The sequence below is a fragment of the Streptomyces roseolilacinus genome (assembly GCF_014649335.1).
Classification (GTDB): domain Bacteria; phylum Actinomycetota; class Actinomycetes; order Streptomycetales; family Streptomycetaceae; genus Streptomyces; species Streptomyces roseolilacinus.
In genome coordinates, this window is sequence record NZ_BMSV01000013.1 from 32505 (window position 1) to 47366 (window position 14862).

Annotated in this window: 12 protein-coding genes and 1 pseudogene; 12 read left to right on the plus strand and 1 reads right to left on the minus strand. The window is 75.1% G+C overall.

What is annotated here, in order from left to right; genetic code table 11:
* The first annotated feature begins 507 nt into the window (after window positions 1–507).
* The 7 genes and pseudogenes from ssd to IE106_RS30535 form a co-directional block, all read left to right on the plus strand.
* Window positions 508–1611, plus strand: a complete 1104-nt coding sequence (ssd, locus tag IE106_RS26405) for a septum site-determining protein Ssd (RefSeq protein WP_189537739.1) — start codon at window positions 508–510, stop codon at window positions 1609–1611.
* The gene (locus IE106_RS26410; protein ID WP_189537740.1) at window positions 1608–2759 is read left to right on the plus strand and encodes a TadA family conjugal transfer-associated ATPase; all 1152 of its coding nucleotides are present in this window, start codon (window positions 1608–1610) and stop codon (window positions 2757–2759) included. The genes ssd and IE106_RS26410 overlap by 4 nt, the downstream gene beginning before the upstream one ends.
* The gene (locus IE106_RS26415) at window positions 2753–3601 is read left to right on the plus strand and encodes a type II secretion system F family protein (protein WP_373295984.1); all 849 of its coding nucleotides are present in this window, start codon (window positions 2753–2755) and stop codon (window positions 3599–3601) included. The genes IE106_RS26410 and IE106_RS26415 overlap by 7 nt, the downstream gene beginning before the upstream one ends.
* Window positions 3598–4371 (plus strand): type II secretion system F family protein, encoded by a 774-nt coding sequence (locus tag IE106_RS26420; protein ID WP_229840807.1) that lies wholly within the window; start codon window positions 3598–3600, stop codon window positions 4369–4371. The genes IE106_RS26415 and IE106_RS26420 overlap by 4 nt, the downstream gene beginning before the upstream one ends.
* A gap of 61 nt (window positions 4372–4432) precedes the next feature.
* A complete protein-coding gene (locus IE106_RS26425) occupies window positions 4433–4645 on the plus strand; it encodes a DUF4244 domain-containing protein (RefSeq protein WP_373295985.1) in 213 nt (70 codons plus the stop codon).
* Between the two features lie 41 nt (window positions 4646–4686).
* Entirely contained in the window at window positions 4687–5022 is a 336-nt protein-coding gene (locus tag IE106_RS30530; RefSeq protein WP_373295986.1) for a TadE family type IV pilus minor pilin, read from the plus strand.
* A 41-nt stretch (window positions 5023–5063) separates the two neighbouring features.
* A pseudogene (locus tag IE106_RS30535) lies at window positions 5064–5285 on the plus strand (Rv3654c family TadE-like protein); the annotation flags it as partial.
* Between the two features lie 40 nt (window positions 5286–5325).
* On the opposite strand, the gene sftH reads toward IE106_RS30535, so the two are convergent.
* Window positions 5326–7941 carry a DEAD/DEAH box helicase gene (gene sftH / locus IE106_RS26435; protein ID WP_229840810.1) on the minus strand — a complete coding sequence of 872 codons (2616 nt, stop codon included), beginning with the start codon at window positions 7939–7941 and terminating at the stop codon, window positions 5326–5328.
* A 78-nt stretch (window positions 7942–8019) separates the two neighbouring features.
* On the opposite strand from sftH, the gene IE106_RS26440 reads away from it, so the two are divergent.
* The 5 genes from IE106_RS26440 to IE106_RS26460 all read left to right on the plus strand — a co-directional run bounded on the left by IE106_RS26440 (window position 8020) and on the right by IE106_RS26460 (window position 14628).
* Window positions 8020–8373 (plus strand): STAS domain-containing protein, encoded by a 354-nt coding sequence (locus IE106_RS26440; protein WP_003967428.1) that lies wholly within the window; start codon window positions 8020–8022, stop codon window positions 8371–8373.
* A 604-nt stretch (window positions 8374–8977) separates the two neighbouring features.
* A complete protein-coding gene (locus tag IE106_RS26445) occupies window positions 8978–9436 on the plus strand; it encodes an ATP-binding protein (RefSeq protein WP_189537743.1) in 459 nt (152 codons plus the stop codon).
* Between the two features lie 253 nt (window positions 9437–9689).
* Window positions 9690–12086, plus strand: a complete 2397-nt coding sequence (locus IE106_RS26450) for a sodium-translocating pyrophosphatase (protein WP_189537744.1) — start codon at window positions 9690–9692, stop codon at window positions 12084–12086.
* Between the two features lie 211 nt (window positions 12087–12297).
* Window positions 12298–13017: a small secreted protein gene (locus IE106_RS26455; protein ID WP_189537745.1), complete on the plus strand. Its 720-nt coding sequence runs from the start codon at window positions 12298–12300 to the stop codon at window positions 13015–13017.
* An 87-nt stretch (window positions 13018–13104) separates the two neighbouring features.
* Window positions 13105–14628 carry a DUF7059 domain-containing protein gene (locus IE106_RS26460; RefSeq protein WP_189537746.1) on the plus strand — a complete coding sequence of 508 codons (1524 nt, stop codon included), beginning with the start codon at window positions 13105–13107 and terminating at the stop codon, window positions 14626–14628.
* The last annotated feature ends 234 nt before the right edge of the window (window positions 14629–14862 follow it).

Genomic DNA, 14862 nt, shown 5'->3' on the forward strand with positions numbered 1-14862 from the left:
CGCGACCGTGCTAACCCGGACCGGCTCCTCCCCCCCCCGAGTCGGCCGGAGAGACGACCCCCGCTCTCCCCCCCGGCGGGGGTCGTCGCATGTCCCGAGGGGTTTTCGCCCGCCGGTCCGGTCTCGGCATCCTCGTTCCGCCTCCCTCGCGCTCCCGTGGCGCCACCTTCGGCGTGCCCGCTTTTCCTCACTCAGAGTAGCCGAGGTGCTGCTCTGCGGAAGTCGCCGGTATGGGTGATCGAGATATTCACAAGTGGTGGGCTGTCCACAGTTTTTCAGCAAGATCCACTTTATTTCCGGAAGTCCGGCACGGTGATTCCGGCCGCGAAGCCGTGACGTGGAATCACGGATCTCCCGTCACGCCGGCGCGGCGCGACTCGGTGCCGACGCGCGCCGAAAGCCGCGTGCGGACGCCGCGTGGACGACGCACGTGCGCGACACACGGGGCCGAGCGGGGACACGGCACCGGACAGGTGCCGTGGGGAAGCGGAAGAGGGGGTGGAGACCATGGCGGACTCCAGGACGTACGAGCGGGCGCCGGCCGTGGAGGACCGGCGGGTGGAACCGCTGATCGTGACCGAGGACGTCGAGCTGCTCGACGACCTGCTCAGGCTGTGCGCCGCCGCGGGCTGCCAGCCGGTGGTGCACCACGCGCCACCGGACCGCAAGGCCGAGTGGGAGGCGGCGCCGCTGGTCATCGTCGGTGACGACGCGGCGGCACGCTGCCGGGGCGTGTCGCGCAGACCGGGTGTGCTGCTCGTGGGCCGTGACCAGGACGACGGCAACGTGTGGCGGCGGGCCGTGGAGATCGGAGCGGAGTGCGTGCTGCGGCTGCCGGACGCGGAGAGCTGGCTCGTCGACCGGATCGCCGACGTCGTCGAGGGCGTCGGACGACCGGCGCTGACCGTCGGCGTGCTGGGGGGCCGAGGAGGGGCGGGAGCGTCGACCCTGGCGTGCGCCTTGGCCGTCAGCGCCGCCCGAGGCGGACACCGCACGATGCTCGTGGACGGGGACCCGCTCGGAGGCGGGCTCGACGTCCTCCTGGGCGCGGAGCGGGAAGAGGGCCTGCGATGGCCGGATTTCGCTGCTTCCAAGGGGCGGGTCGCCGGCGCGGCCCTCGAGGAGTCGCTGCCGTCGCTGCGCGGCCTGCGGGTGCTGAGCTGGGACCGGGGCGACACCGCCGTGGTCCCTCCCGAAGCCATGCGGTCCGTGCTCGCGGCGGCGCGCCGCAGGGGCGGCGTCGTGGTGGCCGACCTGCCACGCCGCATCGACGACGCCACCGTCGAGGCACTCGCCCAGGTCGACATGGGACTGCTCGTCGTACCCGGGGAGTTGAGGGCGGTCGCCGCGGCCAAGAGGGTGGCGTCCATGGCGGGCATGGTCCTCGACGACCTGCGCGTGGTGGTACGCGGCCCGTACGCCACCGGGGTCGACGAGACGTGGGTCGCCCGGGTGCTCGGGCTGCCGCTCGCCGGGGAACTGCCCGAGGAGCCGGGGCTCCTCGCGTCGCTGGACGGGGGGACCCCGCCCGGCGGCAGTGCCTCCGGCCCGCTGGGGCGGTTCTGCTCCGCGCTCTGGGAGCGGGTGCTCGTCGCGGAGGCCGTGTCATGACCGCCGGGCTGCTGGAGGCCGTGCGGCAGCGGCTCGCCGAGAGCGGCACCGAACCGACCCCGGCCGGGGTGGCGGCGGCGCTGCGGGCCCAGGGAAGGCTGCTGGGCGACACCCAGGTGCTGGGGACTGCGGAGGAGCTGCGCTGCGAACTGGTGGGCACGGGGCCGCTGGAGCCGCTGCTCGCCGATCCCGCGGTCACCGACGTGCTGGTGTCCGCGCCGGACCGGGTGTGGGTGGACCGGGGCGACGGCCTCGAACCGTCCGGCGTCTCGTTTCCCGACGCCGAGGCCGTACGCCGACTCGCACAGCGGCTCGCGGCGGTGGCGGGCCGTCGCCTCGACGACGCCCGCCCCTGGGTCGACGCCCGGTTGCCGGACGGTACGCGGATGCACGCGGTGCTGCCGCCGATCGCCGTCGGCTCGACGTGCCTGTCCCTGCGCGTGGTACGGCCACGCGCCTTCACGCTCACCGAACTCGTCCGTGCCGGGACGGTCCCGCCGCGCGGCGACCGCGTCCTGCGGGCACTCGTCGAGAACCGGGTGTCGTACCTGGTCAGTGGCGGCACGGGCACGGGGAAGACGACGCTGCTGTCGACCCTCCTCGGGCTCGTCGGGGAGCGCGAGCGGATCATCCTGGCCGAGGACTCCGCGGAGCTGCGGCCCGACCATCCACACGTGGTGCGGCTGGAGGCCCGCCCGCCGAACCAGGAGGGCGCCGGCCGGGTGACCCTGCGGGACCTGGTGCGTCAGGCACTGCGGATGCGACCGGACCGCCTCGTCGTCGGCGAGGTGCGGGGCGCGGAGGTCGCCGACCTGCTCGCCGCCCTGAACACGGGCCACGAGGGCGGCTGCGGGACGGTGCACGCCAACACCGCGGCGGACGTACCCGCGCGCCTCGAGGCCCTGGGAACGGCCGCGGGGCTCGACCGGGCCGCCCTGCACAGCCAGCTGGCCGCCGGCCTGTCCGCCGTGGTGCACCTCGTGCGCGCGCCGGGAGGCCGCCGGCGGGTCGCGGAGGTCCACGTGCTGGAGCGCAACCCTGACGGGCTGGTCACCACCGTGCCCGCACTGCGGTGGGCGCCGGCCGGCTTCACCCAGGAACGGGGCTGGGAACGGCTGCGCACCCTGGTCGGGGGTGCGCGGTGGTGACGGGCCGGCCGGTGTCCACGGCGGCGCTGTGTGCGGCCACGGCCTTGCTCCACCCGGGACGGGGCCGGGGGCCGCGCCGGGGAAGGCTGTTGTTCGCGGGCAGCGCGGCCCACGTCGGCCCTGCGCCGACCGGCCTGCGGTCGAGGTGGCCGGCGTCACGCTTCCGGCCGGAGTGGCTGTGCCTCGTGGCCGCGCTCGTGCCGGCCCTGCTGGGAGGATCCCTGCTGCCGCTGCTGGCGGGCGCGGTCGCCGTGCCCCTGGTCGGCAGACGACTGCGCGCACGGGCCCGCGTCAAGGAGCGGGACCGGCGGGCCGACACCGTGATCGAACTGTGCGCCGCCGTCGCGGCGGAACTGCGCGCCGGCAGCCAGCCCGCCCAGGCCCTGCGCTTCGCCGCCCACAGCACCGGGGCGCTGGGCGCCGAGGAGCCCGCCGTGCTCGCCGCCGCACGGTTCGGCGGTGATGTCCCCGAGGCGCTGCGCGGCGCGGCGGGCGCGGCGGGCGCCGACGGGCTGGCCGGCCTCGGAGCCTGCTGGCAGGTCGCCGTGGACGGCGGTGCGGGGCTGGCCGCAGGGCTCGACCGGCTGGAGGCGGCGCTGCGCGAGCGGCGGGAGCAACGGGAGCGGCTCCGGACCGAGCTGTCCGGTGCGTGGGCCACCGTCGTCCTCCTCGCCCTGCTGCCCGTCGCGGGTCTCGCCATGGGCGCCGCCCTCGGCGCCGATCCGCTGAGGGTCCTCCTGCACACCCCGGCCGGCCTCGCCTGCCTCGTGGTCGGCGGGGCCCTGGAAGCGGCGGGGCTGTGGTGGGCCGGGCGGATCGTCGGAGCGGGGGAGGAGCCGTGACCGGAGGGGCCGGAGAGGTCGTCCACCACCTGTGGACGGCGATCGCGGTACTCGCGACCGCCCTGGGGACGACGTGGACGGTGGCGCGCACCCGGCGGACCAGGCGGACCCGCGGACGGCTCGTGGCGCTGGCCGCAGCCGAGTACCCCCGCCGTCCCCGGCCCCGATGGACGGGGCGCGTCGCGGCCGGGACGCGCCGGTGGGCCGGCCCGGCCGCGGCAGCGGCGGCCGGGTGGGCGCTGTTCGGCGGGATCACCGGCTGCGTGATCGGCGCCGTGGGGGCGTACGGCGCGCGGAGGTGGCGGCGCCGTCCCCGCCCCACGGCCACCGACATCGAGGCGGCCGGCCGGCTGCCGCTCGCCGCGGAGTTGCTCGCGGCCTGCCTGTCGGCCGGGGCGGGCCCCTGCGAGGCGGCGGAGGCGGTCGGCCGGTCGATGGGCGGCCCCGTGGGCGAGCGGCTCATACGGGTCGCGGCGGAACTGGCGCTGGGCGGTGACCCGCGCGAGGCGTGGGGCCGGTTCGGGGGCCTGCCGGGGGCGCGGCCGCTGGCCCGCTGCCTGGAACGGGCGGCCGCCTCGGGGGCCCCGGCGGCGGCACCGGTGTCCCGGCTGGCCGCGGGGCTGCGTGCCGAGCGGGCCAGAGCCACCGCCGCCCGCGCCCGGCGGGCGCAGGTGCTGATCACGGCGCCGGTGGGGCTGTGCTTCCTGCCCGCCTTCCTCGCGGTCGGTGTCGCACCGGTCGTGATCGGACTGGCCGGCCGCCTGCTGTGAGGCACACCGGCCCCTGGAGCCGGTGGCAACGACACGAGTGGTACGAGACAAGGAGGTTGCCGTGTGGCACCGGATGGCGGGATGGACGAGGCGGCGCTGGTCGAAGGCCCGGACGGGCATGCGGCGGGACGCCGGCATGAACACGGCGGAGTACGCGATGGGCACGATCGCCGCGTGCGCCTTCGCGGCCGTGCTGTACAAGGTCGTGACGAGCGACGCCGTGGCGTCGGGACTGCGGGCGACGATCGAGAGGGCGCTCGATGCCCCGTTCTGAGACGCGGACCCGGCGCCCGGCGGCGCGCGGACCGGGGCTCGGTGACGGCGGAGGCGGCCCTGTCGGCACCCGCGCTGGTGGTGTTCACGATGGCGCTGCTCTGGGGGCTCGTCGCGGCGGCCGCACAGATCCAGTGCGTGGACGCCGCGCGCGCCGGGGCACGGGCGGTGGCCCGGTCGGAGCCGGAGGCGTCGGCGGTGGAGACGACCCGGGAGGCCGCACCGGACGGGGCGCGGGTGGTGGTGGAACGCGTGGGCGACCTGTGGCGGGTACGGGTCGAGGCGCCCGCGCCAGGGCCCGCCTCCTGGGGGGTGACCCTCCGCGCCGAGGCGGCCGCCCTCGCGGAGGACGCGGTGGGCGGGGAGGACGGTCCCTGAGACACGGCGGCGACCGGGGCTCGGCGAGCGTGTGGTCGGCCATGACGGCGGGCACGCTGTGCGCCGTGTTCGCCGCGGTGCTCGCCCTGGGCCAGGCCGTGGCGGTCCGGCACCGGGCGGGCGGCGCGGCCGACCTGGCGGCTCTCGCGGCGGCCGACCGCGCCCTGCGGGGAGCCGAGGGCGCCTGCGAAGCGGCCGCCCGGGTCGCGCGGGCGCAACGGGCGGAGGTGGTGCGGTGCACCCTGCGGGGGGAGATCGCGGAGGTGGCGGCACGGGCGCGCCTCGGCCCGTACGCCCCGGTGGTCAGGTCACGGGCGGGCCCTGCGGAGGCGTGGCCGGAGCCCCGGGGGCCTTGGGAGGGGGAGCCGAGGACCCCCGGGGCTCCCGGCGGGCGCCCGGGCCCGGAGGGTCCTTCCGGAGGGAGGCCGGCCCCGGAGGACCCTCCCCGGGAGCGTCCGGCCCCACCGGGTCCTGCGGGGCGCTCCGGAGGAGTTCGGTGAGGAGGCGTACGGCGGCGCGCTTGTGCAGCGGGTCGTTGCCGTTGCCGCACTTGGGCGACTGGATGCAGGACGGGCAGCCCGCGTCGCACTCGCACGCCGCGATCGCCTCGCGGGTCGCGCCCAGCCAGGCACGGGCGGTGTGGAAGGCCCGCTCGGCGAACCCGGCGCCGCCCGGGTGGCCGTCGTAGACGAACACCGTCGGCAGCAGCGTGTCGGGGTGGAGCGGGACGGACACGCCGCCGATGTCCCAGCGGTCGCAGGTGGCGAACAGCGGCAGCAGACCGATCGAGGCGTGTTCGGCGGCGTGGAGCGCCCCGCCCAGCTGCTCCGGGTTCACCCGGGCCGCGTCCAGCTGGTCCTCGGTGACGGTCCACCACACGGCCCGGGTGCGCAGGGTGCGCGGCGGCAGGTCGAGCTTGGTCTCGCCGAGGACCTCGCCGGTCATCAGGCGGCGGCGGAGGAAGGAGACGACCTGGTTGGTGACCTCGACGGAGCCGTAGCAGAGGCGGCCCTCCCCCCACGGGATCTCGGTGTCGGTCTCCAGGACGGAGATGGAGGTGGTGTCGCGGGCGGTGGTGGAGTACGGCGGGGCGGCCTCCTCGACGAGGGCGACCGACTCCTTCAGGTCGAGGTGTCGCACCAGGTACGTACGGCCCTGGTGGAGGTGGACGGCGCCCTCGTGGACGGTGGTGTGGGCGGCCGAGGCGTCCACGGTGCCGAGGAGGCGCCCCGTGCCCTCCTCGACGATCTGGACGGGGCTGCGGCCCTCGCCCCGGATGTCGGCGAGGTCGGCGGCGCGTTCGCGACGCGTCCAGTACCAGCCGGACGCCCGCCGCCGCAGCAGACCGGCGGTCTCCAGCTGCGGCAGCAGCTCCGCCGTGGAGGGGCCGAACAGCTCCAGGTCGCCGTCGGAGAGCGGCGACTCGGCCGCTGCCGCGCACAGGTGCGGGGCCAGGACGTACGGGTTGTCGGGGTCCAGGACGGTGGACTCCACCGGCCGCCGGAACAGCGCCTCCGGATGGTGGACGAGGTACGTGTCCAGCGGGTCGTCGCGGGCGACCAGCACCGCCAGGGCGCCTTCCCCGGACCGCCCGGCGCGGCCCGCCTGCTGCCACAGGGAGGCGCGGGTGCCCGGATAGCCGGAGATGAGGACCGCGTCCAGGCCCGACACGTCGATGCCCAGCTCCAGGGCGGTGGTCGCGGCGAGGCCGAGGAGCTCGCCGGAGTGCAGGGCCCGCTCCAGGGCGCGGCGCTCCTCGGGGAGGTAGCCGCCCCGGTAGGCGGCGACCCTGCGGGCGAGGGACCGGTCCACCTCGGCGAGACGCTCCTGCGCGATGACCGAGATCAGCTCGGCGCCCCGCCGGGAGCGGACGAAGGCGACCGAGCGGACGCCCTGCACCGTCAGGTCGGTCAGCAGGTCGGCGGTCTCGGCCGTCGCGGTGCGCCGGACGGGAGCGCCGTTCTCGCCCTCCAGTTCGGTGAGCGGCGGCTCCCACAGGGCGAAGACGAGCTCGCCGCGCGGCGACGCGTCGTCGGCCACCTCGTGGACCGGCAGGCCGGTGAGACGGCCCGCGGCGACGGCCGGCTCGGCGGCGGTGGCCGAGGCGAGGAGGAAGACGGGGTCGGATCCGTACCGGGCGCACAGGCGGCGCAGCCGTCGCAGCACCTGCGCGACGTGGGATCCGAAGACTCCCCGGTACGTGTGGCACTCGTCGATCACGACGTAGCGCAGGGCGCGCAGGAAGGAGGCCCAACGCGGGTGGGAGGGGAGCACGCCCCGGTGGAGCATGTCCGGGTTGGTCAGCACGTAGTTCGCGTACTGGCGGACCCACTCGCGCTCCTCGACGGGGGTGTCCCCGTCGTACACGGCCGGGCGGACGCGGTTGCCGAGCGGTGCCGAGAGGGCCCGCACGGCGCGCCGCTGGTCGGCGGCGAGCGCCTTGGTGGGGGACAGGTACAGCGCGGTGGCGCCCCGGCCGTTCGCCGCCTCGGAGCCGTCCAGGAGCGTCGACAGGACGGGTGCGAGGTAGGCCAGGGACTTTCCGGATGCCGTACCCGTGGCGATCACCACCGACTCGCCGTCCAGGGCGTGCTCGGCGGCGGCCGCCTGATGGACCCACGGATGGTCGACACCGGCCTGGTGAATGGCGTTGATCACTTCCGGACGGATGCGATCCGGCCAGACGGCATGCCGGCCCTCCCTCGGGGGCAGGTGCTCCGTATGAGTGATGCGCGCAGCCCGGTTCGCCCGTGCGGTGAGCCGGTCGAGGACCGCACCGGGAGAGGGGCGGGTGTCCCCGTTCTCGGGGGGACGACTGGGGCGGTGATTCCTGGCCATCGACACCGAGTGTGTCACCGGCGTGACGGACAATGCTCCCAAGGCGTCGTGCATGGCTGCTGGTAAGTGATTGAATGCCATCGCGGCTGGCGATCCGTCCCCTGACTCCGTCGGGGAGACCCGGGGGCGACCGCTCGATAGCAAGGTGCTGGAGGATCCGTGGACCTGTCCCTGTCGACTCGCAATGTGTCCGGCCCTGGTGGCGACCGTACGGTCGTCGAGGTCGGTGGCGAGATTGATGTGTATACCGCGCCCAAGCTGCGCGAGCAGTTGGTCGAGTTGGTGAACGACGGCAGCTACCACCTGGTCGTCGACATGGAGGGTGTGGACTTCCTGGACTCGACCGGTCTGGGTGTCCTGGTCGGCGGGCTGAAGCGTGTGCGCGCCCACGAGGGTTCGCTGCGCCTGGTCTGCAACCAGGAGCGCATCCTGAAGATCTTCCGGATCACGGGCCTGACCAAGGTCTTCCCGATCCACACCACGGTCGACGAGGCCGTCGCCGCCACCGACTGACCAGGACGACGACGCCCGGCCCCGTGCGGGCCGGACGCCGCCGCGGTCGTCGACCGCGCCCCCGTCCGCTCCCGCGGTGCCCGAGCGCCGGCGGGAGGCGCTGCCGTGGGCCGGTTCGGTGGCCCGGTGGCCGGTTCGCCGTGCCCGTGCCGAAGCCCGTGGGGCCCTCGGGTCGTCTCGGTGTCCTGCACGCGCCGGTGACGGTGGCGAGCCGACGGCCCCGGGTCGGGGCCCGAGGTCGCGGCGGCCACGCGCCGCCATGGGCCCGCGCCGGGCTCCCGCCAGGGCCCGGTGCCGAGGCCGCGGCTCCCTGCGCCCTCCACCGGCTCCACCGGTGAGGGGACGGCACGGAAAGCCGGAAACGGGCCCACGAGCCCCCTGGGCGGGGCGTGAAGGCCCGCTCACCGGGCACATGGCCTTGTGGGAGGGCTCCGGGTCCGCGGGGCCCACAGGACGCGCGGGAGGCGGTACCGCCGCTGGTGGCCCAGCGCCCCGGCGGTGCGGATGTGCCGGACGGACCCGGGACGTCCGGTGGAACGGCAGGGGCACCGGGCAGCTGGCCCGGACCCCTGGGAGACACGCTCGTACGCCCGAGGGGGACCGCATGGCCACCGTTGAACTCCGCTTCAGCGCCCAGCCCGAGCACGTCAGGACCGCCCGCCTGGTGGCGGCGGCCGTCGCACGCCGGGCAGGGGTCGACGAAGCCGTGCTGGACGAGGTCAGGCTCGCCGTGGGTGAGGCGTGCTCCCGCGCCGTCGGACTGCACCGCAGCAACGGCGTCACCGCGCCCGTCAAGGTGATGCTGACCGAGGAGGAGAAGGCGTTCTCCATCGAGGTCGGCGACGAGGTGCCCGGCGCCGGTGTCGCGGCCGCCGACGCGGCCGGTGTGCCCGGTTCGCGCAGCGGCGCGCCGACCCGGGACTTCGACGACGCGGAGGGCGAGGACCAGATGGGGCTCGCGGTGATCAGCGGGCTCGTCGACGACGTCGAGGTGTCCGCGGGGGAGCGCGGCGGACTCATTCGGATGAGCTGGCCCAGGGCGGGTCTCGCGGAAGCCCTCTGAGGTCCCCGCGCCTCCCGCACCACCCGTGAAAGGCCCTGCCGAGCAGGGCCTTCTTCCTTTTCCGGAATCCTTCGGGGCCCTCTCCCCGGAAGTCGGCACCGCCACCCCGCTACTGCTTCCGGGTGGATTTCGAAAACGGATCATTTGCCGACCGGAAGGGCGCGGCCGATTCTTTTTCTCGACGCCCCGTGCCGACCGGGTGCCGCTCCCTGCAAGCCGTCCGTGTCCCGGGCTCCGACATCGAGGAGGACGAATGGCGGAGCTCCTCGCCCCACAGCGGTCCCCCGGCCCGGGCCCGCTCGCCGCCGCGGTCCTCACCGGAGAGAACCGGATCATCGTGATCGCGATCGCCTTCGTGGCGCTGATCGCCCTGGTCGTCGCCCGGCTGCTCGTCCGCCAGGTGCTGGCCGCCGGTGAGGGCACCGAATCCATGAGGAGGATCGCCGCCGCCATCCAGGAAGGCGCCAACGCCTATCTGGCACGGCAGTTGAGGACCGTGGCGGTTTTCGCGGCCGTCGTCTTCTTCCTCCTCATGCTGCTTCCGGCCGACGACTGGGCCCAGCGCGCCGGTCGTTCGCTGTTCTTCCTCGTCGGCGCGCTTTTCTCCGCCGTCATCGGGTATGTCGGCATGCGCCTCGCCGTGCGGAGCAACGTGCGGGTGGCGGCGGCGGCGCGTGAGGCCACCTCGGCGCCGGGCGAGCCGGGAAGGGACCCGGCGGCCGTCTCCCGCAGGGCCATGAGGATCGCGTTCCGCACGGGCGGCGTGGTCGGCATGTCCACCGTCGGCCTCGGACTGCTCGGCGTCTGCTGCGTCGTCCTCGTCTACGGGGCGGACGCGCCCAAGGTCCTGGAGGGCTTCGGCCTCGGTGCCGCCCTGATCGCCATGTTCATGCGCGTCGGCGGCGGCATCTTCACCAAGGCCGCCGACGTCGGCGCCGACCTGGTCGGCAAGGTCGAGCAGGGCATCCCCGAGGACGACCCGCGCAACGCCGCCACCATCGCCGACAACGTCGGGGACAACGTCGGCGACTGCGCCGGCATGGCCGCCGACCTCTTCGAGTCGTACGCCGTCACGCTCGTCGCCGCGCTGATCCTCGGCAAGGCCGTCTTCGGCGACCTCGGCCTCGTCTTCCCCCTCGTCGTCCCGGCGATCGGCGTCGTCACCGCGATGATCGGCATCCTCGCGGTCGCGCCCCGGCGCTCCGACCGCAGCGGCATGTCGGCGATCAACCGCGGGTTCTTCCTCTCCGCCGTCATCTCGCTCGTGCTCGTGGCGGTCGCCGCGTTCGTCCACCTGCCGGCCTCATTCGCGGAGCTGGAGGGCGTCACCGACACCGCCGTGCGGGCGCACGGCGGCGACCCCCGGGTCCTGGCGCTCGTGGCCGTCGCCCTCGGCATCGTCCTCGCCGCGCTGATCCAGCAGCTGACCGGGTACTTCACCGAGCCGAGCCGGCGGCCCGTGAAGGACGTCGGGAAGTCGTCGCTGACCGGCCCCGCCACCGTCGTCCTCGCGGGGGTCTCCCTCGGCCTGGAGTCCGCCGTCTACACGGCCCTGCTGATCGGCCTGGCCGTCTACGGGGCGTTCCTCCTCGGCGGCGCGTCGATCATGCTCGCGCTGTTCGCCGTCGCGCTCGCCGGCACCGGGCTGCTCACCACCGTCGGCGTCATCGTCGCGATGGACACCTTCGGGCCCGTCTCCGACAACGCGCAGGGCATCGCCGAGATGTCCGGCGACGTCCGGGGCCCCGGCGCGCAGGTCCTCACCGACCTCGACGCGGTCGGCAACACCACCAAGGCGATCACGAAGGGCATCGCCATCGCCACGGCGGTCCTCGCGGCCTCGGCGCTGTTCGGCTCGTACCGGGACGCCATCGCCACCGCCGTCGCCGACGTGGGCGCCAGGGCCACCGAGACGACCCTCAGCATGGACATCTCGCAGCCCAACAACCTCGTCGGGCTCGTCCTCGGCGCCGCGGTCGTCTTCCTCTTCTCCGGACTGGCCATCAACGCGGTGTCCCGTTCGGCGGGGTCGGTGGTGTACGAGGTGCGCCGCCAGTTCCGCGAGCACCCCGGGATCATGGACCGCACGGAGAAGCCGGAGTACGGGCGGGTCGTCGACATCTGCACCAAGGACGCCCTGCGCGAACTGGCGACCCCGGGCCTGCTGGCCGTGATGGCGCCCATCGCGGTCGGCTTCACCCTCGGGGTGGGCGCGCTCGGCGCCTACCTCGCGGGAGCCATCGGCACCGGCCTCCTGATGGCGGTCTTCCTGGCGAACTCGGGCGGTGCCTGGGACAACGCCAAGAAGCTCGTCGAGGACGGCCACCACGGTGGCAAGGGCAGCGAGGCCCACGCCGCGACGGTGATCGGCGACACGGTCGGCGACCCGTTCAAGGACACCGCGGGACCGGCGATCAACCCGCTGCTCAAGGTCATGAACCTGGTGGCGCTGCTCATCGCGCCCGCCGTCGTCCGGTTCGGCCACGGCCCCGACTCCAGCGCCGGCGTCCGGGCCGCGGCGGCGACGGTCGCGATCGTCGTCATCGTCGCCGCGGTGTACGTCTCCAAGCGGCGCTCGGTGGCCGGGGACGGCGAGGACACGCCCGGGCGCGTCACGGGTTCCCCCGACGAGGCGGCCCCCGTCCGGTGACGGCCGGCCGTACCACGGTGTGACGCCTGGCCGGGCAGGGGTGGCCGGCCCGCGGCCGGGCCGGTCCACCGGATGCCGGAGCCTTTTCGGTGAGCCTTCTCTCCCTTGGTGCAAACGGTGCAAAAGGGTGCGTAATGGTGACACGACACGCGGGTGTCGCCCACTTGGCGTGTATGTTCCGGGGCCGAGAGCCTCGGAAGGGACCGATCCGGTGAACAAGAAGCTTGCAGCCGCGCTGTCCGGCGGTGCGGTGCTGGTACTCGCGCTGTCGGGCTGCAGCAGTGACGAAGTCGACGAAGGCCAGAAGGTGGACGCCTGGGCGAAGACGTTCTGCGACCAGGCCAAGCCACAGATCCAGAAGCGGGCCGACGCCCAGCAGACCATCATCTCGACGGCGGCGGACGGCAAGCCAGCCGACGTCCAGGCGGCGGACTCGAAGGCGTTCCAGGACATCGCCGACACGGACAAGGCGCTCGCCAAGGCGGTCGAGAGCGCCGGCGTCCCGCCCGTCGAGAACGGCGAGAAGCTCCGGCAGGACGCCATCAAGGAGCTCAACGCCACCGCCACGGCCTACGAGGGCCTGAGGAAGCAGGTCGACGCCCTCGACCCCAAGGACCAGCAGAAGTTCGCCGACGGCCTCCAGGGCGTCGCGGACGGGCTGAAGCGCATCGAGAAGATGGACCAGGACGCGCTGGCCAAGATCCAGTCCGGTGAACTGGGCAAGGCCATGGCCAAGCAGCCGGGCTGCCAGAAGACCAGGGCGTCCGTCGCGCCCACCGCGACCAGCGGCCCCGCCGCCAAGCCCGGTGACGCCGCGCCCGCCTCCCCGTCCGCCGCCGCCTCCGGCAGCGCGTCGGCGAAGCCCTCCGCCCCGGCCAAGCCCTCCACTTCGGCGAAGCCCTCCGCCTCGACGAGCGCCGCGTCCGAGTAGCGGTACCCGCCCCAGTCGTCCGGCCCGGTTGTCCACAGGGAAGCCGGGCCGTTCGTCATCGCCCGTGGCGCCGGTCACAATGAGTGGGTGAGTACGACCAGCCTGACCACCAGCCTCCCGGTGCCCGACCACGCCGACCGCCTGCGCGCCGCCCTCCTGGCCGCCGGCTTCACCGCCGACGGGCTCCTCGACCGGCTCGGCGCGCCCGCCTACGCCGCCCTCGCGCGCAGCGAGACGGTGCCCGCCCTGCGCGCCACCCGCGGGGACGGGGCGCTGGACGCCCTCGTCCGGCTGTTCCTGCTCCAGCAGCGGGTGCCGTACGAGCAGGCGCGCTCCGCCCTCCCGATGGACGAGGCGCTCGCGGACGGCTGGGTGGCACGGGACGGCGACGGCGTCCGGGCCGCGGTCGACGTGCGCCCGTACGGCGGCCCCGACGGCGAGGACTGGTACATCGTCTCCGACCTCGGGTGCGCCGTGGGCGGCGCGAGCGGGGCCGGCGGCAGGGGCGAGGGCGTCGTCCTCGGCGTCGGCGGCGCGTCCACCACGCTCGCCGGGCTCACCGTGCGGACCCCCGTCGCCTCCGCGCTGGACCTCGGCACCGGCTCCGGCATCCAGGCGCTGCACGCCACGCGGCACGCCACACGGGTGACGGCGACGGACCTCAACCCGCGGGCGCTGGAGTTCACGCGGCTGACGCTCGCGCTGTCCGGCGCACCGGAGGCCGAGCTGCGGACCGGCTCGCTGTTCGAGCCGGTCGGGTCGGAGACGTACGACCTGATCGTGTCGAACCCGCCGTTCGTCATCTCCCCGGGCGCCCGGCTCACCTACCGGGACGGCGGGATGGGCGGCGACGACCTGTGCCGCGTCCTCGTCCAGCAGGCCGGGGAGCGGCTCAACGACGGCGGCTACGCGCAGTTCCTGGCCAACTGGCAGCACGTCGAGGGGGAGGACTGGAAGGACCGCGTCCGCTCGTGGGTGCCGCGCGGGTGCGACGCCTGGATCATCCAGCGGGAGGTCCAGGACGTCACCCAGTACACGGAGTTGTGGCTGCGGGACGCCGGGGACCACCGCGCCGGCCCGGAGGAGTACCAGGCACGGTACGAGGCGTGGCTCGACGAGTTCGAGGCACGCAGGACCAAGGCGGTCGGCTTCGGCTGGATCACGCTGCGCAGGTCCGGCGCGGACGAGCCGTCCGTCGTCGTCGAGGAGTGGCCGCACCCGGTCGAACAGCCGCTCGGCGAGACCGTGCGGGCGCACTTCGCCCGCCAGGACTACCTCCGGGCGCGGGACGACGCGGCCCTGCTCGCCGACCACTTCGTGCTCGCCCCCGAGGTGGTGCAGGAGCAGGTCGGGCTGCCGGGCGCGGAAGACCCCGAGCACGTCATCCTGCGGCAGAACCGCGGGATGCGGCGGGCGACCAAGGTCGACACGGTGGGCGCCGGGTTCACCGGCGTCTGCGACGGCACGCTCAGCGCGGGCCGCATCCTGGACGCCATCGCCCAGTTGACGGGCGAGGACCCGGTCGTGCTGCGGGACCGCACGCCCCGGGCGATCCGCCTCCTCGTGGAGGAGGGCTTCCTGGAGCCCGCGCGGCCGGACGGGCGGGGCTGACACGACGCCGGGCGGGTGAACGGCGGCGCCGGTCCCCGCGCCGTTCACCCGTAATTCGCGCTCCCGACGCCCGGAGGTGTCAACCTCCCCGTGGACACCCCGCAGCACGGCCCCCGGCCCCGGCCCGGGGCCGCCGCGGCACCACCCGGCCGGCACCCGCCGGCGGGGAGCGCCGCGGGCACGCGGCCGTGACGGCACCGTCCCGTGCGGCACTCCGCCCGCCCGGCACCCGGG